At 59.4% G+C, this 23,142-nt stretch carries 23 protein-coding genes; 14 read left to right on the top strand and 9 right to left on the bottom strand.

Features of this window, described 5'->3' with window-relative positions:
• Positions 1 to 5: 5 nt before the first annotated feature.
• The 3 genes from ACQY1L_RS22095 to ACQY1L_RS22085 all read right to left on the bottom strand — a co-directional run bounded on the left by ACQY1L_RS22095 (position 6) and on the right by ACQY1L_RS22085 (position 3,938).
• The gene (locus ACQY1L_RS22095; RefSeq protein WP_430244536.1) at positions 6 to 1,190 is read right to left on the bottom strand and encodes a glycosyltransferase family 4 protein; all 1,185 of its coding nucleotides are present in this window, start codon (positions 1,188 to 1,190) and stop codon (positions 6 to 8) included.
• A gap of 149 nt (positions 1,191 to 1,339) precedes the next feature.
• Positions 1,340 to 2,494, bottom strand: coding sequence for a glycosyltransferase family 4 protein (locus ACQY1L_RS22090; protein ID WP_430244534.1), 1,155 nt, complete (start codon positions 2,492 to 2,494; stop codon positions 1,340 to 1,342).
• Between the two features lie 148 nt (positions 2,495 to 2,642).
• Positions 2,643 to 3,938 carry an O-antigen ligase family protein gene (locus ACQY1L_RS22085; RefSeq protein ID WP_209898286.1) on the bottom strand — a complete coding sequence of 432 codons (1,296 nt, stop codon included), beginning with the start codon at positions 3,936 to 3,938 and terminating at the stop codon, positions 2,643 to 2,645.
• A 208-nt stretch (positions 3,939 to 4,146) separates the two neighbouring features.
• Between ACQY1L_RS22085 and ACQY1L_RS22080 the strand changes: the two genes are divergently transcribed.
• From ACQY1L_RS22080 to ACQY1L_RS22060, 5 genes are all read left to right on the top strand, one after another.
• Positions 4,147 to 5,682, top strand: a complete 1,536-nt coding sequence (locus ACQY1L_RS22080) for a GumC family protein (RefSeq protein WP_113165122.1) — start codon at positions 4,147 to 4,149, stop codon at positions 5,680 to 5,682.
• Positions 5,683 to 5,911: 229 nt separating this feature from the next.
• The gene (locus ACQY1L_RS22075) at positions 5,912 to 6,847 is read left to right on the top strand and encodes a hypothetical protein (protein WP_430244531.1); all 936 of its coding nucleotides are present in this window, start codon (positions 5,912 to 5,914) and stop codon (positions 6,845 to 6,847) included.
• Between the two features lie 64 nt (positions 6,848 to 6,911).
• On the top strand, positions 6,912 to 7,991 hold the full coding sequence (locus tag ACQY1L_RS22070) for a GNAT family N-acetyltransferase (RefSeq protein WP_430244529.1): 1,080 nt from the start codon (positions 6,912 to 6,914) through the stop codon (positions 7,989 to 7,991).
• Positions 7,981 to 9,339: a lipopolysaccharide biosynthesis protein gene (locus ACQY1L_RS22065; RefSeq protein WP_430244526.1), complete on the top strand. Its 1,359-nt coding sequence runs from the start codon at positions 7,981 to 7,983 to the stop codon at positions 9,337 to 9,339. The genes ACQY1L_RS22070 and ACQY1L_RS22065 overlap by 11 nt, the downstream gene beginning before the upstream one ends.
• A 109-nt stretch (positions 9,340 to 9,448) precedes the next feature.
• A complete protein-coding gene (locus tag ACQY1L_RS22060) occupies positions 9,449 to 10,486 on the top strand; it encodes a dipeptidase (RefSeq protein WP_430244523.1) in 1,038 nt (345 codons plus the stop codon).
• Between the two features lie 106 nt (positions 10,487 to 10,592).
• On the opposite strand, the gene ACQY1L_RS22055 is transcribed toward ACQY1L_RS22060, so the two are convergent.
• On the bottom strand, positions 10,593 to 10,718 hold the full coding sequence (locus ACQY1L_RS22055; protein WP_256413830.1) for a hypothetical protein: 126 nt from the start codon (positions 10,716 to 10,718) through the stop codon (positions 10,593 to 10,595).
• Between the two features lie 91 nt (positions 10,719 to 10,809).
• A complete protein-coding gene (locus ACQY1L_RS22050; RefSeq protein ID WP_430244520.1) occupies positions 10,810 to 11,118 on the bottom strand; it encodes a helix-turn-helix domain-containing protein in 309 nt (102 codons plus the stop codon).
• A 75-nt stretch (positions 11,119 to 11,193) separates the two neighbouring features.
• On the opposite strand from ACQY1L_RS22050, the gene ACQY1L_RS22045 reads away from it, so the two are divergent.
• From ACQY1L_RS22045 to mnhG, 6 genes are read left to right on the top strand one after another with little or no spacing between them, the layout of a single operon-like run.
• Positions 11,194 to 14,115 (top strand): monovalent cation/H+ antiporter subunit A, encoded by a 2,922-nt coding sequence (locus ACQY1L_RS22045; protein ID WP_062576836.1) that lies wholly within the window; start codon positions 11,194 to 11,196, stop codon positions 14,113 to 14,115.
• Positions 14,115 to 14,453, top strand: a complete 339-nt coding sequence (locus tag ACQY1L_RS22040) for a Na+/H+ antiporter subunit C (RefSeq protein ID WP_062458996.1) — start codon at positions 14,115 to 14,117, stop codon at positions 14,451 to 14,453. The genes ACQY1L_RS22045 and ACQY1L_RS22040 overlap by 1 nt, the downstream gene beginning before the upstream one ends.
• A complete protein-coding gene (locus tag ACQY1L_RS22035) occupies positions 14,450 to 16,075 on the top strand; it encodes a monovalent cation/H+ antiporter subunit D (protein ID WP_430244517.1) in 1,626 nt (541 codons plus the stop codon). The genes ACQY1L_RS22040 and ACQY1L_RS22035 overlap by 4 nt, the downstream gene beginning before the upstream one ends.
• Positions 16,075 to 16,551 carry a Na+/H+ antiporter subunit E gene (locus tag ACQY1L_RS22030; protein WP_062459002.1) on the top strand — a complete coding sequence of 159 codons (477 nt, stop codon included), beginning with the start codon at positions 16,075 to 16,077 and terminating at the stop codon, positions 16,549 to 16,551. Before ACQY1L_RS22035 ends, ACQY1L_RS22030 begins: the two co-directional genes overlap by 1 nt.
• The gene (locus tag ACQY1L_RS22025; RefSeq protein ID WP_062459005.1) at positions 16,548 to 16,829 is read left to right on the top strand and encodes a K+/H+ antiporter subunit F; all 282 of its coding nucleotides are present in this window, start codon (positions 16,548 to 16,550) and stop codon (positions 16,827 to 16,829) included. The genes ACQY1L_RS22030 and ACQY1L_RS22025 overlap by 4 nt, the downstream gene beginning before the upstream one ends.
• The gene (gene mnhG / locus ACQY1L_RS22020) at positions 16,826 to 17,194 is read left to right on the top strand and encodes a monovalent cation/H(+) antiporter subunit G (RefSeq protein WP_192088045.1); all 369 of its coding nucleotides are present in this window, start codon (positions 16,826 to 16,828) and stop codon (positions 17,192 to 17,194) included. The genes ACQY1L_RS22025 and mnhG overlap by 4 nt, the downstream gene beginning before the upstream one ends.
• Positions 17,195 to 17,230: 36 nt before the next feature.
• Here the strand turns inward: mnhG and ACQY1L_RS22015 are convergent, their stop codons facing one another.
• From ACQY1L_RS22015 to ACQY1L_RS22005, 3 genes are all read right to left on the bottom strand, one after another.
• On the bottom strand, positions 17,231 to 17,944 hold the full coding sequence (locus ACQY1L_RS22015) for a GntR family transcriptional regulator (protein WP_062576427.1): 714 nt from the start codon (positions 17,942 to 17,944) through the stop codon (positions 17,231 to 17,233).
• Positions 17,945 to 18,050: 106 nt separating this feature from the next.
• Positions 18,051 to 18,869, bottom strand: a complete 819-nt coding sequence (locus tag ACQY1L_RS22010) for a sugar phosphate isomerase/epimerase family protein (protein WP_430244512.1) — start codon at positions 18,867 to 18,869, stop codon at positions 18,051 to 18,053.
• 9 nt (positions 18,870 to 18,878) lie between these two features.
• Positions 18,879 to 19,619, bottom strand: a complete 741-nt coding sequence (locus ACQY1L_RS22005; RefSeq protein WP_174197515.1) for an SDR family NAD(P)-dependent oxidoreductase — start codon at positions 19,617 to 19,619, stop codon at positions 18,879 to 18,881.
• A 198-nt stretch (positions 19,620 to 19,817) separates the two neighbouring features.
• On the opposite strand from ACQY1L_RS22005, the gene ACQY1L_RS22000 reads away from it, so the two are divergent.
• Positions 19,818 to 20,516, top strand: coding sequence for a hypothetical protein (locus tag ACQY1L_RS22000; RefSeq protein ID WP_430244509.1), 699 nt, complete (start codon positions 19,818 to 19,820; stop codon positions 20,514 to 20,516).
• On the top strand, positions 20,513 to 21,418 hold the full coding sequence (locus ACQY1L_RS21995; RefSeq protein WP_430244506.1) for an NAD-dependent epimerase/dehydratase family protein: 906 nt from the start codon (positions 20,513 to 20,515) through the stop codon (positions 21,416 to 21,418). Before ACQY1L_RS22000 ends, ACQY1L_RS21995 begins: the two co-directional genes overlap by 4 nt.
• Here ACQY1L_RS21995 and ACQY1L_RS21990 read toward each other — a convergent pair.
• Positions 21,391 to 22,002: a TetR family transcriptional regulator gene (locus ACQY1L_RS21990; protein WP_162734756.1), complete on the bottom strand. Its 612-nt coding sequence runs from the start codon at positions 22,000 to 22,002 to the stop codon at positions 21,391 to 21,393. The genes ACQY1L_RS21995 and ACQY1L_RS21990 overlap by 28 nt on opposite strands.
• Before the next feature lie 288 nt (positions 22,003 to 22,290).
• Between ACQY1L_RS21990 and ACQY1L_RS21985 the strand changes: the two genes are divergently transcribed.
• Positions 22,291 to 23,124 carry a transporter substrate-binding domain-containing protein gene (locus tag ACQY1L_RS21985; RefSeq protein WP_430244503.1) on the top strand — a complete coding sequence of 278 codons (834 nt, stop codon included), beginning with the start codon at positions 22,291 to 22,293 and terminating at the stop codon, positions 23,122 to 23,124.
• The last annotated feature ends 18 nt before the right edge of the window (positions 23,125 to 23,142 follow it).

The raw sequence follows: 23,142 nt of genomic DNA, 5'->3' as shown, positions 1-23,142 counted from the left end.
GTCATTTATTTCTGAAGCTGTCCGGACGCCTGCAACCTGTCTTCCGATGTTTTCGGCTGTCGGCGGATCAGGCGACGGTAGCCGTCGACCATTGCATCGAGCGAGTGTTGTTCGCGCAGCCGCTGCCCGCACTCCGATAGCCTTTGCCGCAGAAGGGGATCGGAAAGTACAGCGCGAACTACTTTTGCAAATGACGCCGTATCGGTCGTATCGACGAAAAGGGCACAGGGCTCTCCCCTGACCTGCAAGACTTCTCGCATGACGGACAGGTCGGAACTCACAACCGGAATGCCGGCCTGAGCGGCTTCCACCGGCGCGAGGCCGAACGTCTCTCCAGACGTCGGGAAAACGAAGACGTCGAGGCTTTTCAGGAAGGCGCCGATTTCGCTGGACGGCATCTCGCCTGCGAAATGAAGCCGATCCGAAACGCCGAGTTCTGCGCCGAGAGCTCGCAGTCGTGGCGCTTCCGGTCCCTGACCTGCCAGTGCCAGATGGACATCTGGCATGACCGGCAACAATCTGATGGCGAGATCAATTCGTTTGATGGCGTTGAGACGGGCGACGCTTCCGATGATCGGGACGTCGGCTGGAAGGCCGAATTTTGCCCGCGCTTCCTGCTGCGTCATCGAAACGGTTCTGTCGGCAAAGCCGTGCGGAACATAGGTCAGTCGACGCTTGTAGGATGCCGGGTGTCCTTGGTAGTCCAGCCAGGTGGCCTTCGAATTTACAGTGATCTCGTCGTAGCAGCCGGCAATGCCAAGCACCTTATCGACAAGGGCGACCGGCCGGGAAATCGTCGCCTGCGGTGAGACGTGGTTGGCAATGATCAGTGGTACGCCGAGCAAGCGACCGACCGGAGCTGCGACAACATTGCCGAAATGCTGAAAGGTCAGCATCACGTCGGGCTTTATCGTGCGCACGAGCTGCGACAGACGACGAAGCATGGCAAGGTTCTGCGAAATCCCCTGCGGTCTCGGATCGGCCGCAAAATGCGCATTTTCGAAGTGGTCGCAGCCGCTGGTCTTGCGATAGAGGAACAGGTGATGCGCCTCGAATTCGGGCTGTCCGGAAATCGCTGGTTTCGACAGCTGTTCGGCGAGAAGGCGCGTGATCTCCTGAGCGCCCGCTGCTTCAGCTTGCGTCTGGATAAAGAGAAGACGTGTCGGACGTCGCTGCGCGCTCTCGGCCATAGGTTTTCCGGTTCACTCGTATAGTGACGATAAAGACAGCGAAAGCTCAAGAGAGGCTAAACACGATACTTAGCTTTCGAACGATACTGCGTATTACTGGGATTTTCTTGGAAGTCGTGAGGCGCGGACGTTTTGCGCGGCGCATGACCTCAACTCGACGTCTTGAACGCAGAAGAGCGGCGGGGAGCCCCTTTTTCAGCGTTGCTCTTGATGATGATCTTTGTGTACTCGCTGACCATCAGATTGAGAGAGTAACGTTCGGCGAGTTCGCGTCCCGATGCGGAGAGCCGGTCATACAGCGCCTTGTCTGCAAGCAGCAACTCGATGCAGCTGACGAATTTATCAGTGTTTTCGGCATCGACGAAGAGGGCACAGGCGGATCTTTCCACCTGCAGGACTTCGCGCAGCACCGGCAGGTCGTTCGCAATGACAGGCACGCCTGCCTGCGCGGCCTCAACGGCTGCAAGCCCGAATGTCTCTGCGGCCGTCGGAAACGCGAAGACGTCGAGACACGCAAGGAAAGTCCCGATCTGCTCCGGGTTGACCTCTCCTGCGAAATGGACACGGTCTGCAACGCCAAGCGTATGGGCGAGAGCCTCGAGGCATTCTCTGTGCGGGCCTTGGCCGGCAATGGCCAGGTGCAGATTTGGCACATGCGGCAGCGTTGAGATTGCCAGATCAATGCGCTTCAGAGGATGCAACCGGGCGACCGTTCCCATGATCGTCACATCCTTGGGCAGATCGAAACAGTCCCTTGCCTTCTCTTTCGATAACGACGTGGTTTTCTGCGCAAAGCCATGCGGAATATGGACCAGCCGTTTGCGGTAGCTTCGTGCATAGGACTGGAAGTAATTCCAGGTCGCATGGGAGTTGACGGTTATCACGTCATAGAAACCAAGCGTGCCGAGGATGCGATCGGCCAGGCCAACAAAGCGGTTCACGGTTGCGGGCGAGGACACCTGATTTGCGACGATATAGGGAATGCCCATTGCCCGCCCGACAAGTGCACCGAGCACATTGCCGTAGTGCTGAAAGGTCAACATCGTATCCGGCTTGATCTTGCGCACGATGGAGAAAAAATTCCGCGCGAAGGTGAGACATTCGCCGAGGCTTTGAGGCCTGCGGGGTGCTGCAAAATGGACATTGGGGAAGTGATCGCAGCCATCGGTCTTCCGGTACAGGAAAAGATGGTGCGTTTCGTATTCCGGCACACCCGTCAGTTGCCCACGCGAAAGCTCCTGGCCGAGAAGCCGCGAGATCTCCTGCGCGCCCGCCAATTCCGCCTGAGTTTGCAGAAAAAGCACACGCCTCGGCTGCCTGGCTCGGTTGGACAATTTCAACTCCTAATTGGTGGGGCAATAGTAGATTGTTCGTCTAAACAATAGGCTAACAGCATCGTTTCCAACAGTAACGATGATTTGTGCGGGTATCGTAAACGTACTATTTCACTTCTCACGTTGATGCCGGCAAACGACCGCGATGAACTCGGACGCCGCCATGCAGATAGGCTGCGTCTGCTTTTTGAAGTCCTGGATAGTGCTGGTACACTTGTCGCCTGATCGAGAAGACAAGGATGAGAAAGATGAAGATCAGGAGAGACGTCGACCGACCGATTTCGTTCTCGACGAGGTTGTTGACGGTGTACATGTTGACGTAGGCAAACGACAGGCCGATGAACTTGTCTCTGACATTTCCGACCGATACGACGAGCAGAAGATAGGTCGCTGACAGTGCTGCGAGAAACAGCAGGAAGCCGGCAATGCCGCCTTCGATGATGAGCGTGATATAGCCGTTGTGGAAGTTGTCGAGCACCCAGCCATAGACGCTTTTGAAGCTCGTCAGGCGTTCCGGAGTCCAGAAGCTGTCAAGGCCGAAGCCGAAGATCTCGCGTCCCTGCAATTCACGAAAGCCGTAGCTCCAGATCTTCATGCGGCTGTTGGTATCGACAGTGATGCCTGCAACGCCGATCTTGTCGGCATCGACCACGAACGTCGTCGAGACGAGATTGATGATCGGTATCGCGAACAGGAGACCGGTGAGCAGTGCTAGTCTTTGGAGGAGCTTTGGCAGTCTGGAAATCACAATCGATGCGACGCCCAGAACTGAAATAAGCTGGCCGCCGCGGGACCCTGCCATATAGACCGCGAGCAAGGCGATCCCGACCATTGCGATACGACCGACGAGCGCGCCCCATTGCGCGAGCGGCGTGACGCGTTGGCGCAGTGGAAGACCAACGCCCGCGATCAGCGCGTAGGCCGCATATGCTGCGAGCCCGTTCTTTTGCCCGGCAATGCCGCGCCACTTTCCCGCATGCTCCCAGCTGCTGTCGACACCGATCGAGGGGACCAGCAGCGCGACCAGAACGCAGACCACGACGAAGGTGGAGAGCGCCGCGAACATGACCCGCAGCGACTGTTCGAGCGTAAGCGTGTTGGCGATCGCAAGCGACGTCACCAGCGCGTTGAAGATCAGGATTGCCTTGATGTAGCTGTCGGCACTCTGCACGCCCCACACCGCGGAAAAACTGACATAGAGAAGGAACGCTGCAAGCAGGGTGCATTCTATGCCGGAGGGGATCCTGAGCCCCACCTTGATAAACGCCACCACGACGATCCAGCCGGAGAGCATCAGGAAGACGAGATAACGGGCCTGCTCCGTCCAAGCGGGCAGCTTCAGCTCTTCGGCCGGCACCCACATGGAAAGAAGCAGAAGCAGGAACATGGCCGGTGCGATATAGCGATGCGCCATTTCAAAATCCGCCTCGTATCCGTTAATCCAAATGCCTCAAAGTCCCTACTCCTGAAACCCTTAAACCGGCATTAAGCGGCGGGTCGTCGGCAAGGTTATCCGTTCGATCGGTCAGGCTTGGCTTAAAACAATCTTAAGCACAGGCTGTGATAAATGCGGTGGAATGAGAGAGCCGGTGCTCTGCCATTAGCCGTGAGACGTGAACCGAATGCAGCCTCCATATCCAGCTCGGTCGAACAGCTCCGCACCTGAAGGGCTGACAAACTACCTTCAGATCGATCTGGGGCGGCTGGCCTATTGGCTGCGCCAAAAATTCCGCTGGATCGTCGCAGCTGCCCTCATCGGATTGGTGCTTGCAGTTTCCTACACGGTCATTTCCAAGCCGCGTTATACGGTGACGAGTGAACTCGTCATCGATCCCGCCGGTCTGCAGATCGTGGGCGAAGAGACGGGTTCGCGCAACGACATGCGCGAAACGCTGCTCCTCAATGCCGACAGCAAGCTTCAAACCCTGCTGTCGCGCAACGTGCTTCTCCGGGTGATCGAAAAGCTCGATCTCACCAACGATATCGAATTCGTTCCAGCCGGCGGTTTTAGCCTGTTCAGCTTCGGTGGACCCGCGACGCCGGTCGACCCGAGAATCATCGCGCTGGAATCTCTCAACAAGAGACTTGCAGCCCAGCGGGATGAGAAATCCTTCGTGCTGTTCATGTCGGTCTGGACATGGGATGCCGAAAAATCCATCCGGATCTCGCAAGCGCTGATCGAGGAATTCAAGGCCGAACTCAATGCCGGCGATGTTGACGGCGCCAAGAGAACGACAGATTCGCTTCTTGCACGGCTCACCGAGCTGAAGAAGGGTGTCATCGAGGCCGAAGAGGCCGTCGAAACATTTCGGCGCGAAAGCGGCCTTCGCTCTTCGCAAGGCGAGCTTTCCAGCAGCCGTTCCATGGTCCAGGTCGACACCCAGTTGCGCGAGGCTCGCGAACGCCTGATCGCCGCTGACTCGCGCTACAAGCAAATGCTTGCCGGTGGCAACGATTCCTTGGCGATGCAGTCCGCAACGCTTGCCGCACTGCGGGCCCAGTATTCGACCCTCAAGCAGGAAGCCGACGAGCAGTTGCTAACGTTCGGTACAAGGCATCCGAGAAGGGCCGCTGTTCAGTCGCGGCTGCAGTCGCTCGACCAGGAAATCGCCCGGGAAATGTCCCGGCTGACGCTAGCCGCCCGCAACGAATACGATCAGGCCAAGGCCGTGGTCGGAAAGCTGGAAGGTGAATCGAAGACCGTTTCTACCAGTGTGTTCTCGGATAACGATGCGCAGGTGCGTCTGAGGGAATTGTCTCGTGAGGCATCAGCGAGAGCCGCAGTCTACGAGGCGTTCCTCGGGCGCGCCCGCATGGCGGCCGAGCGGCAGCAGCTGGATACGACCAATCTTCGTGTGATCTCTGCGCCCATCGCTCCGAGAGAGCGCAGCTGGCCGCCGAGCATAGCACAGGCGGCCGTTTTCGGCGCCGCAGTCGGACTGACCCTGGGTGCACTCGGCGTGCTCGCTTTCGGCATCGCGATGGATGTCAATCATCCGCAACGGGCGCCGGAACACGCCCGCACCGAGACGCTGGACGAAGACTATCCGAAAGAGATCGAGCGCAAGCCTGCACCGCGCACCGGATCGTTGTTGTCGATGCTCCCGGACGAGCCATCGCCTGCGCCGCGCTCGTATCGGTGGAACCCGGACGCCTGATGGGTCGCAGTTCTGCCCGAGAGAATAGGGCGGATTTTAATGGTCGGCCTCACTCCATGTTAACCGATTTGAAAAGAACAAAGCCCGCGTTTACTCATCGCTGGCCGGAGTGCTGTATCTGAGAACCAGGTCAGACCTTCGCTTTATCTGTTCCAGCGAAGATATCCTGAAAGTATCAAGACCGGTTTTCGACCCTTGGTGGCGAACGGATGTTAGGGAGTGGATTTCAATGAATTCTATGCTCATGAACAATGACATCATTGCCAACTGGGAAGACCGCCACGCGCGTTTGTTCGGCAATGAGATCGTCAAGCTCAATCATCGTCTCCTCGAGACAGGTCTGTTCTCGAGGGAGGCTGTCGGCAAGTTGATCGAACGCTGCCCGGATAGCGAGTTCGGGCTGGAATCCATGTCCGACGACATCACCAACCCATCGCGACTCTATGGCGTCCGCAACGGCATTTCGGGCGCTGAGGCACTCGCTGCAGTCGAAAAGGGCCGCATGTGGATGAACATTCGTCGCGTGATGGACTGGGCGCCGGAATATGGCCGTTTGCTCGACACGATCTTTTCCGAATTCGCCGGCCGCATGCCCGGGTTCGAGACCTTCAAACGCAATCTCGGAGTGCTCGTCTCGTCTCCCAACGCCAACGTCTTCTACCACGCCGATATCCAGGGCCAGTCGCTTTGGCAGATCGAGGGCAGCAAGCGGGTCTATCTTTACCCGCGCTCGGAGGTGTTTCTGCGCCCGATGCAGGTGGAGAAGATCCTGCTGCGCGAGACCGATGAAAAAATGCCCTACGAGACGTGGTTCGACGAATACGCAACGGCTGTCGATCTGCATCCGGGAGAAATGGTGACATGGCCGCTTTATGCACCGCATCGCGTACAGAACCATGATTGCATGAACATCTCCGTGACGATGGAGCATTGGACGAAGCAGATCTGGAATTCCTACGCGGTCCATTATGGCAACGGCGTGTTTCGCCGCACGCTCGGCGTGAAGGGCCTGTCGACCGAAAATTCGGGCCTGCATGTCTATCCGAAGGCGGTGGCTGCTTTTGCCTGGAAGAAGGCTGGGAAGCAGAAAAAGGGTGATGTCGTCGTCAAGCGCGATTTCAAGCTTGATGCATCGGCCGAAGGCGGTCGGGTCGCATTGAGCTGAGAGCAGGACAAACTACCGAAGACCAACTCCCCGACAGAATACGATCGAGAAAAGCCCTGAATCCATGAAAGTCACCGTAGAAGAGACGTTCGATTTTTCAGGGCCGGAATATCGCCGCCTCTATTCGGAAGGGAAGGGCACTGCCTTTCAGGCGCCGATGTGGCTCGACATGCTTCACCGGCGCCTCGGTCCTTCCCTGGGCGCGAAGCAGCGGACGGTGACGTTCCGCAACGAAGCCGACGACAGTCTCCTTGCCGTGCTTCCCCTCGTGATGCAGCGCTCATCCGGGGTGATGATAATCCAGCCTGCGGATTTCGGTATCAGCGACTACAACACGATCGTCTGCGACGCGGAGCGTTTCGAGCAGATCGCCGCATCACCGGCCGTTCTAAAGGCGTTGCGCGAAACGCTTCGCGGTGCCGACCTGCTGATGTTCCGCAAGGTTCGTGCCGATGGCTTCGACATCCAGCGTCTGTTCAAGGGGGCTCGCGAAAGCCGGGGAGAGAACTCTGCCTACGCGTTCGATATCGGCGACGATTTCGACCATTGGCGCCTAAAGGTGATGAACCGCAACTTCACCAAGAACCTTGGCAGGTTGCACCGACAGACGGAAGCAGCCTACGGCCCCTACCTGCACAAAGCCATTACGGACGAGCAGGAAATCCGCGCGGTCTTCGACTTCCTTCGGGAGGCGCGACAGGACCGTTATTCGGAGAACCTGCTGGATCGCCATGAATATTTCGATCTCTATCGTGATTATGCCGTCGCAGCGGCGGCTTCAGGAGAAGCTGTGCTCTACGTCAGCTATCTCGCTGGAGAACCTGTCGCTGCCCTGTTCGGGCTGGCAGGCGACGGCGAGTTTCACGCAACGCTGCTTGCATCCGACATCAAGAAGCATCAGAAAATCTCGGCCGGAATGCAGATCCTTTACCGCGTCGCACAGCTGCGCCACCAGGACGGCCACAGAGTAATGGATCTCTGCCTCGGCGATCCCGGGTACAAAACGCATTTTCGCCCGACGGAAACGACGATGCGCAATATAACCGTAGCCCTGTCACTCAAGGGTGCTGCGGTCGCCGCCATTTATCACCATGCGAAGCCGCTCAAGAACTTCCTGAGAAAAGGGGTCGCCAATGTCCGGTGATGCATCCGACCACGTGGCGCCCGCTGCCCACCGCACCTTTGCCGTTCGGATCGGCGAGCTTATCCGCCGGCCGGATATCGGCGGGATGGCTGTCGTCGTCGGCGTCAAGATCGGCATGGTGTTGCTCAACTTCACGCTGATCACGCTTGCTGCTCGGCTTCTCGATCCCGAAGCGTTCGGACATTACTCGATCCTCTACTCCGCAGCGGGGCTGCTCTGCATCGTGGCAGCCGCCGGACAGGAGCCGTTCGTGCTGCGGATGTGGAACGAGATGACGGCGGCAGGCAATGCGGCCAAGCTGAAAGGCGCGCTCTACTTCACGCTGCTTCTGTCGCTCAGCGGCACCGTTATCGTCGCGATCGGTCTGTATTTCTGGGCTTCCGCATTGGTCGATGGCCAGACAGCGATAACCTGCGTCATCTATATGATGATCGTCTCCGTGCTGCAGATCTGCATGCATCTTGTGCGAACCGAGATCGGCGTTGCCTCGGGAGACGGCGCGGGCAACGCCATTGTCGGAAGCGTGCCCGTCCTCTATCTGCTCGCCTGTTTCTTCAGCGGGACACGACCGGATACGGCCCATCTTTTCCTGGCCTTGGCAGTTGGAGCAGGTCTTGCTCTCCTCCTGCAGCTCTATCTCATCCGCGGACGAATCCTGCATCGTTTTCCGGACTTTAACCGTATCCGTGCGGTTGCGGACTACCGGCTATGGCTTCCGCGATCGGTCCGCTTCTGGCTCGCGACGTCTCTCGAAGCTACTAATCAGTACATAGACGTGATCATCATCGGCTATCTGATGGACCCGGTAATCGCAGGGGCCTATTTCGTGACGGTTCGCCTCGCCAATTTGTTCGCCGCCGCTGCGGACTCGGTCAATCTGTTCGGAACGCGCCATCTCCCGGGGCTCTACTATCGCGGAGAACAGCGGGCCCTCAACAAGATGCTCGATAGCCTTGCCTGGATAACCCTTGCCTTCAGCGCGATCGGCCTGATCGGCATTCTGGTAGGCGGCTATTTCGCCCTTCTGCTGATAAACGAGCCCTATGCTGCGTATTTCCCGGAACTGCTGGTCCTCTGCCTCGGCACTGCGGCGCTCGGAACGACGAGGCCCTCTGTGATCATGCTGCTTCTGGCAGGCCACGAAGGCCGCTATCTACAGATCATGGCCGTGTGCGTCGTGGTGCGGATTGCCGGCTTCTTCCTGTTCGTCCCGCATTTCGGGGTGATGGGCGCTGTTGCGACGACCGCTGCCGCTTTCGCACTTCAGTCGATCGTCTTGCGCATTGCGGACAAAGCCCTGACCGGGTTCGACTCGTCGATGTTCCGGCTTCTCTTGAGGCGGGCATGATAAAAGGGCTGCAACGAATTCTTTCCGCTGTGTCTCGCGGGTGTATTTCGGAGCCGGAGATCCTATCTAGAAGTCTTCCGCATCATGATTCCCCAGGGCTTTTCCACAGATGACGAACTCTCCCGTTCCGGTTTTCGACGGTCATAACGACGTGCTCTTGCGTCTGCGCCTCAGCGACGCGAAGGATCCTGTCGGTGACTTTCTGGACGGGCGGAAGGATGGTCATATCGATCTGCCGCGAGCCCGCGAGGGTGGATTGGCCGGGGGTCTCTGCGCCATCTATGTGCCGTCGCCGTCCATGGCAAAGGACCAGAACGGCGATTTTCCGACCCCGGCTCAACCCGAGGCGCTGAACCAGACCATCGCCATGGCTCGGATCCTGTTGGATATCGAGCGCCGTTCCAACGGCGGGGTCACGGTCTGTCGGACTGCGGACGATCTCCGCCGCTCGATTGCAACGGGCAGCTTTGCCGCTGTGATGCATATCGAGGGCGCCGAAGCAATTGCCGGGGATCTCGATGCGCTTTACGTGCTTCACCAAGCGGGCTTGCGAACTCTTGGTCCCGTCTGGAGCCGTCCGAACATCTTTGCCTATGGCGTTCCGTTCAAGTTCCCGTCAACGCCGGATATCGGCCCGGGCCTGAGTGACGCCGGACGAGACCTGATTCGTGCGTGCAACGACCTCAGGATTATGGTCGATCTGTCGCATTTGAACGAGGCCGGTTTCTGGGACGTCGCAAAAATCTCGAAGGCGCCGCTTGTCGCATCCCATTCCAATGCGCACGCGCTCTCTGCGCACAGCCGAAACCTCACGGACCGCCAGCTCGACTCGATCCGCGATACAGGCGGGCTCGTCGGCATCAATTTCGGTGTCCTGTTCTTGCGCGACGACGGGCGCAGAGACGAAAGCACGAGCCTCGATGTGCTTGTGCGGCACATTGACTATATCGCCGAGCGGATCGGAATCAATCACGTCGCGCTAGGCTCGGATTTCGACGGTACGACCGTGCCTTCGGACTTGAAAGATGCAAGCGGCCTTCCGCGCCTGATCGAAGCCCTGCGTAACCATGGCTTCTCGGACGAGGATATCGCGAAGATCTCATTCGAAAACTGGATCGACGTGCTGGACCGAAGCTGGGCTGCGTGAGCGGCATAAAGCAGCCGCCGGCAGATGTGCGAAACGTTGAAAGTGAACTGACCCGGCGTCAGACGCCAGCGCGAGTTGCGAGTTTCTCAAACGCCTGAGAGATGCATTAGCGTGCCATCGCGTATTTGTAGGGTTGGCCGCGTTCCAGGGTGCTGCCCGACGGCAGGACGTAGGAAGCCGCGACGGCTAGGCTCACGACGGCGAACGATGCGGAAAGCAGAGCAATTTTCATGTGATAATCCCTCCCTCACATGTAGGGAGAAAGCTCTTGGCGCGAATTGGTTCCCGGGGTCAGAAATGGTTTGCGGTGCCGATCGGCGGCCTCAGCACTCTTGCTTCTGTTCGCCGGGACAGATCCCAATTCCATTCTCGGTCACGACGAATGCAAGGCCCGCGCCTTCGAACGCCTGGCGCAACTGAGCCTCGGTCGATCTGTGAATATCGTGTCGCTGGCCCTCGTAGTCGCGTATGGTGCTGCGCGACACGCCTGAGCGATCGGCAAGGTCCGACTGGGTCCAGTCGAGGAACCCTCGGGCCGCCCGGCAAAGCGCTGGAGACAATATACAAGTTTGCGCGGCTTGACCCATCGCTCTATTCTGCCCATATTGGTCAATACAAATCATATAGGTCAATTTTCGAGAGATTGCTAGTGGCGCGTATTGTGCGCTCTCAGGCCATCGAAACACACGAGGAACAGACACATTGGGATAACGCTGGGGCCATATTTCCTGCTTGTTCTTCTGGTTCTGCCGTTTGTCGGCAGCCTTGCTTCGGCATTTTTTCTGAAGACATCGTCGCGTGTGCTGCCATCTTGGACCGCCGGTGGGGTTTCGCTTGCGTGCCTTCTGATCGTCATCGCCTCTTACCCTTCGATCACCGAGGGCCAGGTTGTCCGCTTGACGTTCGAGTGGATCCCCCAGCTTGGGCTTGAGTTCAAGTTACGGCTTGATGGCTTTGCGTGGATGTTCGCGCTTCTGATCGCCGGCATCGGACTGCTGGTCGTCATCTATGCGCGATACTACATGTCCGAAGAGGACTCGGTTCCGCGCTTTTTCTCGTTCCTTCTGGCCTTCATGGGGGCCATGATGGGGATCGTGCTTTCCGGCAACGTCATCCTCCTCTCGATCTTCTGGGAACTGACGAGCATCTTCTCGTTCCTGTTGATCAGTTACTGGCACAACAGTTCCGCTGCCCGCGATGGTGCGCGTATGGCCCTGACGGTGACCGGCATCGGTGGGTTCTGCCTTCTCGTCGGCCTCCTGCTTCTCGGCAATATCGTCGGAAGCTACGACCTCGACAAGATCCTGGAGGCAGGCGACGTCATTCGTGCGCATTCCCTCTATGTCCCGGCACTCGTCTTCGTCCTGCTCGGCGCTCTGACAAAGAGCGCGCAGTTTCCGTTCCATTTCTGGCTGCCGAACGCGATGGCGGCGCCGACGCCGGTATCGGCCTATCTCCATTCTGCGACCATGGTAAAGGCCGGGGTCTTTCTCCTGGCGCGCATGTCTCCGGCGCTGTCCGGCAGTTACGAATGGTTCATTCTCGTCGGTGCAGCCGGCATGATCACGCTTCTGCTGGGCGCATACTTCGCGATGTTCCAGCAGGATCTGAAGGGTCTGCTCGCCTATTCCACGATCAGCCATCTCGGCCTGATCACCACGCTGCTCAGCCTCGGGAGCCCGCTGGCAACGGTCGCTGCGATCTTTCACATGCTGAACCACGCGACCTTCAAGGCGTCGCTGTTCATGGCAGCCGGTATCATCGACCACGAGACCGGTACGCGTGATATGCGAAAATTGAGCGGACTGTTCCGGTTCATGCCGATTACCGGCACACTTGCCATGGTCGCCAGTGCGGCGATGGCGGGCGTCCCGCTGCTGAACGGCTTCCTGTCGAAGGAGATGTTCTTCGCAGAAGCGGTCGAGACCCACGCGGACTCGTTCCTGGACCGCATCCTTCCTTACGTCGCCACTCTCGCCGGTGCGTTCAGCGTCGCCTATTCGCTTCGGTTCATCCACACGGTCTTTTTCGGGCCGAAGCCAGTTGGTCTTCCCAAGGAAAAGCCGCACGAGCCGCCGCACTGGATGCTGTTCCCGATCGAACTTCTGGTCGTCGCGTGTCTGGTCGTCGGCGTCATTCCGGCGATCGCCGTTGGACCGATCCTTCAGGCGGCCGCGATGGGCGTACTCGGGCCGGATACGCCTGAATACAGCCTTTCGATCTGGCACGGCTTCAACCTTCCGCTCGTTATGAGCATCGTTGCTCTTGTCGCCGGCGCGCTGATCTACATCCTCCTTCGAAATTATCTTGCGCAGTGCAAAGACGGTGCGCCCGTGTTCAGACGCTTCCGCGGACAGCGCATCTTCGAGCGTATCCTCGTCGAAGTCTCATGGCGCTGGGCAAGGCTCGCGGAGCGGCGGATCGGTACCCGCAAGCTGCAGCCGCAGTTGCGCTGGGTCGTGTTCACCGGCTTTGTCGCAGGTCTCTTGCCGCTCTGGCTCTCCGGGTTCGAACCACGGCCCTTCGTCTTCTCCGGGGTCGACAAGGCCTTTGCGGCCATCTGGCTGATCGGGATTTGTCTGGCGCTCGGCACCGCGTTCCTCGCGAAATATCATCGTCTCGCGGCGCTAGTCATGCTTGGCGGCGTCGGGCTGATCGTCTGCGTCACGTTCGTTTGGCTGTCGGCGCCTGATCTCGCGATCACGCAGCTTCTGGTCGAGATCATCACGACGGTACTGATCCTTCTCGGCCTACGCTGGTTGCCGAAGCGGAACGAAATCAATGATGCACCGATTACCGTCCGCGCCCGGCTGAGACGCTTCCGGGATCTTGCGCTCGCCGTTTTCTGCGGTGTCGGCATGACCTTCATATCCTATGCGGTGATGACGATGCCGGTGCCGGACGCTATCGCTACTTACTTCCTGGAAAACGCTTATTCGCAGGGCGGAGGCCGCAACGTCGTCAACGTGATCCTCGTGGACTTCCGCGGCTTCGATACGTTTGGCGAAATCGCAGTTCTCGGCGTCGTGGCGCTCACCGTCTATGCGCTGCTGCGCCGTTTCAGGCCGGCCGACGACACGATGGCAATGCCGGAGCAGCAGCGGGCACAGAACCGCTTCGACGAAGAACGGCCGGATCGGTCTGCGGGCGATACGGCTCGGGACTACATGCTGATCCCGTCGGTCATCATGCAGTGGCTCTTCCCTGTCATCATCATGTTCGCTGTCTATCTGTTCCTGCGTGGTCACGACATGCCGGGCGGCGGGTTCTCGGCAGGCCTGACGCTGTCGCTCGCCTTCCTGCTGCAGTATCTGGCCGGCGGAACACGCTGGGCAGAAGATCGGATCCGAATTCTGCCGCTGCGCTGGATGGGTGCTGGCCTTCTGACTGCCGCCTTGACGGGTATCGGAGCCTGGGCTTTCGGCTACCCGTTCCTCACCTCGCACTTCCAGTATGTCGAGCTTCCGCTTGTCGGGAAAATGCCGGCGGCAACGGCATTGCTGTTTGATCTCGGCGTCTTCTCGCTCGTCGTTGGCTCGACGGTTCTGATCATGGTGGCGTTGGCGCACCAGTCGATCCGCATCAATCGCCTGCGGGCAATCGATGCAGCAAAGACGAAGGAAACCTGATGGAAATCATTCTCTCCATCGCCATCGGCGTCATGACCTTTTGCGGCGTGTGGCTCATCCTGCGCCCACGGACCTATCAGGTCATCGTCGGGCTTTCCCTTCTGGCCTATGCCGTCAACCTGTTCATCTTCAGCGTCGGCGGGGTGAAGACCAATGTGCCGCCGGTTCTCGTGGACGGCACGGCTACCGCAAGCCTCGCGGATCCGGTGCCCCAAGCACTGGTGCTGACGGCAATCGTCATCGGCTTTGCCACGACGGCACTGTTTCTGGTCGTGCTGCTCGCCTCCCGCGGCCTGACCGGATCCGACCATGTCGACGGCAGGAGCGACCCGTCATGAACGGCTGGGCGCATCACCTCATCATAGCACCGATCCTGGTCCCGCTGCTTGCGGCGGCAGTGCTGTTGTTCATCGACGAACGACAGCGCGTTGCCAAGGCGATGGTCAGCCTTACTTCGGTAGTGATCCTCGTCTGCGTTTCGTTCGTGCTGTTTCGCATCGAGAGCGGTCCGAGTGATTTCGAAGGCGTCTACCTGCTCGGCAACTGGGCAGCCCCGTTCGGGATCGTGCTGGTGCTCGACGGACTGTCGGCGATGATGCTGCTTCTGACGGCGCTGGTGGCGCTTGCGTCACTCGTCTATTCGATGGCCCGCTGGCATACGGTCGGCGCCCATTTCCACACCATGTTCCAGCTGCTGCTGATGGGGGTGGATGGTGCATTCCTCACCGGCGATCTCTTCAACCTCTTTGTTTTCTTCGAGGTGATGCTGGCTGCATCCTATGGTCTGCTTCTCCACGGCTCGGGTCCGCTGCGGGTGAAGGCCGGCCTCCATTACATCGCCGTCAATCTTGCGGCCGCACTTCTCTTCCTGATCGGTGTCAGCCTGATTTACGGAACAGCCGGCACGCTGAATATGGCCGACCTTGCCGCGCGCATTCCGCAGATCGAGCCGGACCGACGCATGCTGATGGAAGCCGGCGCCGGCGTCCTCGGGATCGCATTTCTCATCAAGGCCGGCATGTGGCCGCTCTGCTTCTGGCTTCCGACCGCCTATAGCGCCGCTTCGGCACCCGTCGCGGGCGTTTTCGCGATCCTCAGCAAGCTCGGCATCTATGTCATCTTGCGGCTGATCATGCTGCTGTTTGAAACCGGGCCATCGGCCGGGTTCGGATCGACATTCCTGCTCATCGGCGGTATCGCGACAGCGGTGTTTGGAACGATCGGCGTGCTCGCGTCGCAGGCCTTGGGCCGGTTGGCCGGATATTCGGTTCTGGTGTCGTCCGGCACGCTTCTGATGGTGCTCGGCATCAACGATGGTGCGGTCTCGTCCGGCGCACTCCTCTATCTCGTGAGCTCGACCCTGACGATCAGCGCCTTCTTCATGCTGATCGAACTTGTCGAGCGTGGTCAGGATGCGGGCGCTAGCGTCCTCACCGTGACGATGGAAGCTTACGGCGACGCCGACGACGATGAGCCGCAAGAGGGCGACGGGGTCACGATGCCCGGGACGATGGCGATACTCGGCATATGCTTTGCAGCCTGTGCAATCCTTCTGTCCGGTCTGCCGCCGCTGTCTGGCTTTATCGCCAAATTCGCAATGTTGTCCGCGATGATGGGTACCGGCGCCATTGGCGTGCCGCCGACTGCTGCGGTCTGGACGCTCATCGTTCTCGTCATCCTGTCAGGCGTCGCAGCGCTTATCGCGATGACGCGTGTTGGCATCAGGACGTTCTGGAGCTCGATCGAGGGCACCGTGCCGCGGGTGCTGGTCATCGAGATCGTACCAGTCATGTTCCTTCTGAGCCTTACCCTTGTGCTGACGGTTCAGGCTGGACCCGCGATGCAGTACATGGACACGACGATACGGACCCTCGCCAGCCCGGAAAATTACATCAACGCCGTCAGAAACGCGACAGTCCTGAAGGGCGTCGCCGACAGCAACGGACAGGGAGGCGATTGATGTTTCCCTTCCCGATCCTTGCCGTCTTCCTGGTCCTCATGTGGCTGCTGCTGAACGGGTTCACGCTCGGCCACCTGATTATCGGCACGATGGTCGCAGTCTTTGCATGCTGGGCTATGGCTTCGCTGAGACCGGAAAAGCCGAGACTCGGCAAATGGTACCTTCTGCCGAAGCTTTTGGGGATGGTGCTCTACGACGTTGCAAAGTCGAACGCGCAGGTTGCCGCAGTCATCCTGAGGAGCGGTTCGCGGCGGCATAATCCGGCCTTCCTGACGATCCAGCTGCAGACGCACAACCATTTCTCGCTGGCGGTGCTCGCGATCGTTCTGACGAGCACGCCCGGCTCAGCCTGGCTGGAATACGATTCCAATGACAATACCGTGCTGTTGCATGTCCTCGATCTCGACGACGAGGCGAAGTGGCGCGATATGGTCAAGAACCGCTATGAAAAGCTCTTGATGGAGATCTTCGTATGAGTGCCATCATCGTCTTCACAGCTGTGGCTGTCGCACAATTGATGCTGGCTGCGGCCATGGCTATCGCCTCTGTGCGCATGTTCGGCGGCCCGAGGGCGCAGGACAGGATCATTGCCTTGGACACGCTCTACATCAACGCGATGCTGATGCTCGTCACGTTCGGGATCGGCACGGGTCGGGTCATCTATTTCGAAGCGGCGCTGGTGATCGGCATGCTGGGTTTCGTGGCAACCGTGGCGCTCGCCAAATTTCTGATGCGGGGTGAGGTGATCGAATGAGTGAAGCCACTGATCTGCCGCTCTGGGCCGCCATCGCGGTCGCGGTCTTCCTGCTTGTCGGTGCGTCGCTGGCGCTGATCGGCGCGATCGGCTTTCTCCGGCTGCCGACGTTTTACGAGCGCATCCATGCGCCAACCCTCGGCACCAGCTGGGGTGTGGGCGGCGTCATGGTCGCGTCGATGATCTTTTTCTCCGTGACATCAGGTCGACCAATGATGCACGAGATCCTCATCGGGATCTTCGTCACGGTTACGACGCCGGCCACCTTCCTTCTCCTCGCACGCGCCGCGCTGCATCGAGACAGAGTTGAGAAGACGAAAGGCGTGCCGGAGAAACACCGCGCCGATATCGTAAACAACGATTGAGACGGATCTGTCCTGCGGTCCGTTCCGGTTGCGGGACTAGTCCGGCAGAAGGCCGATATGGTCGAGTTTCGCGCTGCGTGCGGCTCGTCCACCGGGAAGTCGTAGCGGCTCTTCCTCAATACCGTACCGAACCGCCATCATCAGGACATGGGTCCCAAGCATGTCCAGTCCTTCGGTGATCCGATTGCTTTCCAGAAGCTCGACGATGGCGATATGTTCAGCACTCGCGTTTTTGCGCGTGGGCAGCGTGGAACGGTGCGATCGAAGTGCCGCGACCTTGCTCGACACGAGCTGGTAGGCGTTGAACAGATACGGATTGCCGCAATTCTCCAGCGATGCATCGTGGAAATGATCATCAGCGCGGGCGGATCGATGGTTGTCGCCCGCCTCGCACGCCGCCATCATGTCTTCGGCAGCTGCCCGCATCGCCTTTAACGTTTCATCGCGACGACGCGACATGGCGAGGCGAACTGCCTCGATCTCGATCGTCTTGCGGAATTCGCACAGGTTTTCCGTGTCTTCGCGGGTCGGCAGGAAGACGAAACTTCCCCTTTGCGGACGCACATCGATGAGGCCCTGCTGTTCGAGCGTTGCGAAGGCTTCTTTCACCGGGCTCCGACTGACGCCAAGCGTGGTCGCCAGCTTGTCTTCCGAAAGTGCGTCACCCAACTCGAGCTCGCCATCGATGATGGCTCGTCTCAGCCTCTCGGTCACCCTTGCGCCCAACGAGGATCGTGGTTTTGCATCCATTCCTACGGTCCCTTCCTTCCCGGAGCGGATCATACGCTCCGACGCGGCATAACCGAATTCTGTACGCGCCCTCAGGGAGTGAGGCAACATTCCCTGAGGGTGCTTGTCAGGTGGAGATCTCGTCGAGGAAGCGCCGCGTGGCAGCCACTCCCCCTTCGGCCCGCTGCATGAAGCTGAGCGCCGCGTCTCCTTTATGCGGGGTCTCGACGCTGATTACGACATCTGCGGGCAGGGCGGCCATCAGATCCTTCAACCACAGGCCGCCGTCGCCTGGAAACATCCGGGCAGTGCGTGCCTCGGCAATGCAACCGGCGTTGTCTGCCGGTTGCTCGGCCGGCGCATCGCAAAGCTGGAGATACAGCGCCTGGCCCTTCGGCAGGCTTGCGACATCGGCGGGGCTGCCGCCGGAGCGTGACAGGTGCAGCGCGTCGATCAGAAGGCCGACATTGTTCCGGCCCGTCGCACTCGCCAGGCGGCTTGCATCATGGATGTTGGCAGTGGAACGCCAACGCATGAACTCGATCGACATTTTGATGCCGTATTGCGCCGCCGCGTCGGCAATGCGGCCGAGATTGTCTGCTGCTCGGGAAAGATCCGGGTCCTCGCAGGTGATCTGCATGATCGGCATTGCGAATTCACCGGCAGTCTCGATCACCGGAAGCCAGGTTTTGATGTCCGTCTCCGGCAGGAGGGTGAACACCTCGCCGTCGTAGAACGACATGCCCGTGTCCGACGCCGCGGCGTTGATTTCGCGGATCAGCTTCTGGTTCCCAACGATTGGATGGGCAAGCTCCAGCCCGTGTGGAGCAATCAGCCGCAGGCTGACGAGATCGTAACCGCAGGCGGCTGCGATCCTGACGTTCTCGACCGGAGGACAACCGAACACGGTCAGATAGGCGAGCGAAAGGGGATGTTGCTTATACATTGTGCGACCTCAATACGTCGCGCGGCCGCCGGAGACGTCGAACACGGCGCCGGTCGAGAACGAGCATTCCTCAGACGCCAGCCAGTTGACGAGCGATGCGACTTCCTCCGCTTCGCCGAGGCGACCGACAGGGATCTTCGCTGTTACATAGGCTTTGAATTCCGGTGTCAGCTGGTTCATCATTTCCGTCTCGATCGCAGCCGGCGTCACGCAGTTGACGCGGATCTGCGTCGTTGCCAGTTCCTTGCCGATCGATTTCGTCAGGCCGATAACGCCCGCCTTCGAAGCGGAGTAGGCGACCGCGTTGGGATTGCCTTCCTTGCCGGCGATCGAGGCGATATTGACGATGCGGCCATAGCCGGTCTTCAGCATTTGCCGAACCGCCGATTGGCAGCAGTAGAATACTGCATCGAGATTGAGCGACATGACGAAGCGCCAGCCGTCATGCGGGTAATCAACGAATTTTTCGAGCGGGCCATTGTGACCGGCGCAGGTCACGAGAATGCCGAGCGGCCCGAGATCCGCGACCGCTTGCTCCGTGGCTGCCTCGACCGCGGCGGGGTCCATGACGTTGACCACATAACCCTTGGCGCCCGGAAGCTTGGCAGCAGCCTCTTCGACCCGTTCCTTGTTGATGTCCCATAGCGCGACCTTGTGGCCCTTGGCCGCAAGTCTTGCTGCGATCGGAAATCCGAGCCCGCCGGCCCCCCCTGTGACGATCGCAACGCGAGGTGTTTCCTGGTTCGCCATGTGTATCTCCTCCCTGGCATTACGACCCGTTTCCCAAGAGCCGCTTTCTTTTCGTTTGTCGTCTTCACGCGTTCGTATGGTTGAAACCTTGCGCTTGACATTTGTAGCATACTAACATTCTAGTGGCCTACATGGGTCGCAAATGACCGGCTTGTCAAGCGCTGAGGATGCAGGGCGAGTGAATGGGAGGAGAAGACGATGGGAATGAATGGCAACGCCTTTCTGGCGATCTGGCACGACATCGAAGAGGGCGGGCATGCCGAATATATCGAATGGCATACCCGCGAGCATATGCCCGAGCGCCTTTCGATCCCGGGCTTCAGAACCGGCAAGCGGCTGCATGCTCCTTCTGCCTCCCGCTATGTTTTCGGCACCGTCTATTCCGGCGAGACCCTGGAGACCTTCCGTTCTCCCGACTACCTCGAACGTTTGAACAACCCGACACCCTGGACGACGGCTGTTGCGCCGAGTTTCCGTAATTTTCTGCGCGTCGCCTGCGAACGCATTGCTGAGGCAGGCCATGGTGACGGTGGCAGCATGGCGACGATCCGCTTCGATCTTTCGGGCGACGATGGCGAGACCCGGCTGCGGGCAAATGCTCAGGCACTCGCGGACACGATGCTCGCGGTGCGTGGTGTCTCCTGCGTCCACGTCGGTGTTTCCCGCAACGAGGTTTCGAGCGTCCGCACCAAGGAAACCGAGCTGCGGGCTGTAATGAACGAGACTGTCTTCGACGTCGTCGTTCTGGTCGAGGGGTCGTCGAGCGCAGGACTGCGGGCGGCCTTGCCCGAGGTGGAGCGGCTGGCAGTTGAAAGCGGCATCCTTCAAGCGCCGGTCACTGATATCTATGAGACCGCCTTCTCCCTCACCTCGGAAGATATGCGGGGCGCCACATGACCCGGATACTTGTGACGGGAGGCGCCGGCTTTCTGGGCGGCTGGATCCTCAAGGCGTTGAAGGCCGAAGGCCATGACGTGCGGATTTTCGATCGCTCGCCCGACCGCCGCATATTGCGGGAAATCGCTGGCGACGAAGCGGATCACGTCGAGTGGTTTGAGGGCGATATTATCGATGGCGCCGCGGTCAAATCCGCCGCCAAAGACTGCGCATCCATTATTCATCTCGCCGCTCTGTTGACGCCAGCCTGCAAGAACGACCCGGTCCTAGGTGCTACGGTGAACCTGATCGGCACGCTGAATGTGTTCGAAGCGGCCAAGGCAAACGGGATCGCGCGGATTGCCTATGCCAGCAGCGCTGCCGTCTTTGGCCCCGATGACGGCTCGACGCCACATCCGGTCACGCATTACGGCGCCTTCAAGCTTGCATGCGAAGGAAGCGCTTGCGCGTACTGGGCGGATGCGGGCATCTCCAGCATTGGCCTTCGCCCGACGGTGGTCTACGGGCCGGGGCGCGAAAGCGGGCTGACGGCAGGCCCGACGCTTGCATGCCGCGAAGTGGTTCTCGGCAATGCCTACACGATCGGCTATTCCGGCCCGCAGGATCTCGTTTTCGTCGCCGATGTTGCAGCGGCCTTCGCGGCGGCGGCAACAAGACCGTTCGAGGGCTCGCATGCGTTTTCGGTTGGCGGTGCCTGCGAGGACGTCCCGGACGTGATCGCAGCGATCAGGGCCGAGATCCCCGGCGCAAACATTGATTTTGGCGGCCCAGCCGTGCCAATGGCGCCGGATATCAAAGCCACCGACAATCAGGCTCTGCTGGGCCCGATCCCGGTTACGCCCCTCCGGCAGGGAATATCACAGACCATCGCCCATTACCGATCGATCGCGGGGAGGGGCTGATGACCGTCCGCAGCGACATATCGCAGGATCATGTCGGTCATGGTTTCCAGGCGTGCCTCGACCGCGTCTGCAGCCATGAGGTCGCGTCCGAACAGGACCTTCAGCGTGTGGCGATTGGAAACATAGGTAAAGCCGAGGGCGGAAATCGAGATGTAGAGATCGAGAGGGTCCACGCGTCGGAAAAGGCCCTTTGCGGCACCGATATCGAGGATCGTCGAGACCTTCGTCACGACCGAGCTGTTAAGCCCCTTCATGTCGCCGGCCGACTGCAGATGCGCTGCGCCGTGCAGGTTTTCGGTGTTGATCATTCGGACGAAGGCGGGGTTGTCGATATAATACCGGAAGGTAAAGGCGATCAGCGCCTTCATCGCACCGACGGGATCTTCCGGGTCGAGCACGAGGGCGTCTTCGGCACTGCGGATGCCGGTGTAAAGATGCTCCATCGCGGCAAGGTAGAGATCCTCCTTGCTGCCGAAGTAGTGGTAGACCATTGCCTTGTTGGAATTCGCGCGCTGAGCGATGCGATCGACCCGTGCGCCACCGATACCGTAGGTCGAAAATTCCGTGATTGCCGATTCCAGCAAAAAGCGTCTGCGCCTTTCCGGCGACCTTTGGCCCGGGTCAAGACTCGTATCAGTGGACATGTTTTCGGTGGTCGTCATCTCAATTCCTCGGCCTCTCGGCCCCGTTACCACAGCAGGCAACAGGGAGCAGCGGCTTAAGTGTAAGCAATCAATCCGCGAGCAGGAATAGCACGTCGATTGACATCAACCAACTGGTTGGTTAATTGAAATACGGGTATTTCCGTCTGGGTTGCGAAGAGGAGTCGCCGCCCAGGCATTAAAAGGCATCAACCCTGAGGAGGACATTTCATGCCAGGCAAATTTTCATTCCGCACACTCGCATTGACGCTCGTTGCAGGCGTCAGCATGGCGCTCGGCGCGTCGGCTGCGCATGCGCAGGCTCTCGAGAAGATCAAGAGCGCAGGCGTCATCCGGGTCGGCGTCATGGGCGAACAGGCGCCATGGGGCTCGATCGACGCCAGCGGCCAGAACATCGGTTATGACATCGATGTAGCCAAGCTGATCGGCGAGGAAATGGGCGTCAAGGTCGAGTTCGTCCCGAACGCCGTCTCGGCCCGCATCCCCAACCTTCTGACCGGTAAGGTCGATCTGCAGATGGCCGTCATGGGCATGTATCCGGATCGCGCCAAGGCCGTGCAGTTCAGCAAGCCTTATGCAGGCCTGAAGATCATTCTTCTGTCAAGCGCCAAGAACAAGATCACCGCAATCGAGGACGCAAAGAGCCTTCGCATCGGCGTGCCACGCGGCGCGGCGCAGGACAAGGCGATCACCACCCTTTTGGGTGACGTTCCCAACATCCGCCGCTTCGACGACGACAGCTCCAACATCCAGGCTCTCGTCTCCGGCCAGGTCGATGCGATCGGTGGCAACACGACCTACAAGATCAACCTCGACCGGGCATCGCCAGGCAACGACTACGAGCAGAAGCTGGTCTTCAACGAACAGTGGATGGGCGTGACCACCAAGCTTGGCGACAAGGAAATCAACGACTGGCTGAACAAGTTCATCGACAAGATCAAGGCCGATGGCCGTCTCGAAGCGATCAACAAGAAGTGGCTGGCAGCAGACGCTCTTCCGAACTTCCCGGAAAAGCTCGAAGGCATCCCCTTCACCGTACAGTAAAAGTTAGCGTCAATTCCA

It is taken from the genome of Neorhizobium sp. DAR64862/K0K3 (assembly GCF_050500185.1).
Classification (GTDB): Bacteria; Pseudomonadota; Alphaproteobacteria; order Rhizobiales; family Rhizobiaceae; genus Neorhizobium; species Neorhizobium soli.
Note: the sequence above shows the minus strand (reverse complement) of the source record. Positions and strands in the feature narration are given on the sequence as shown.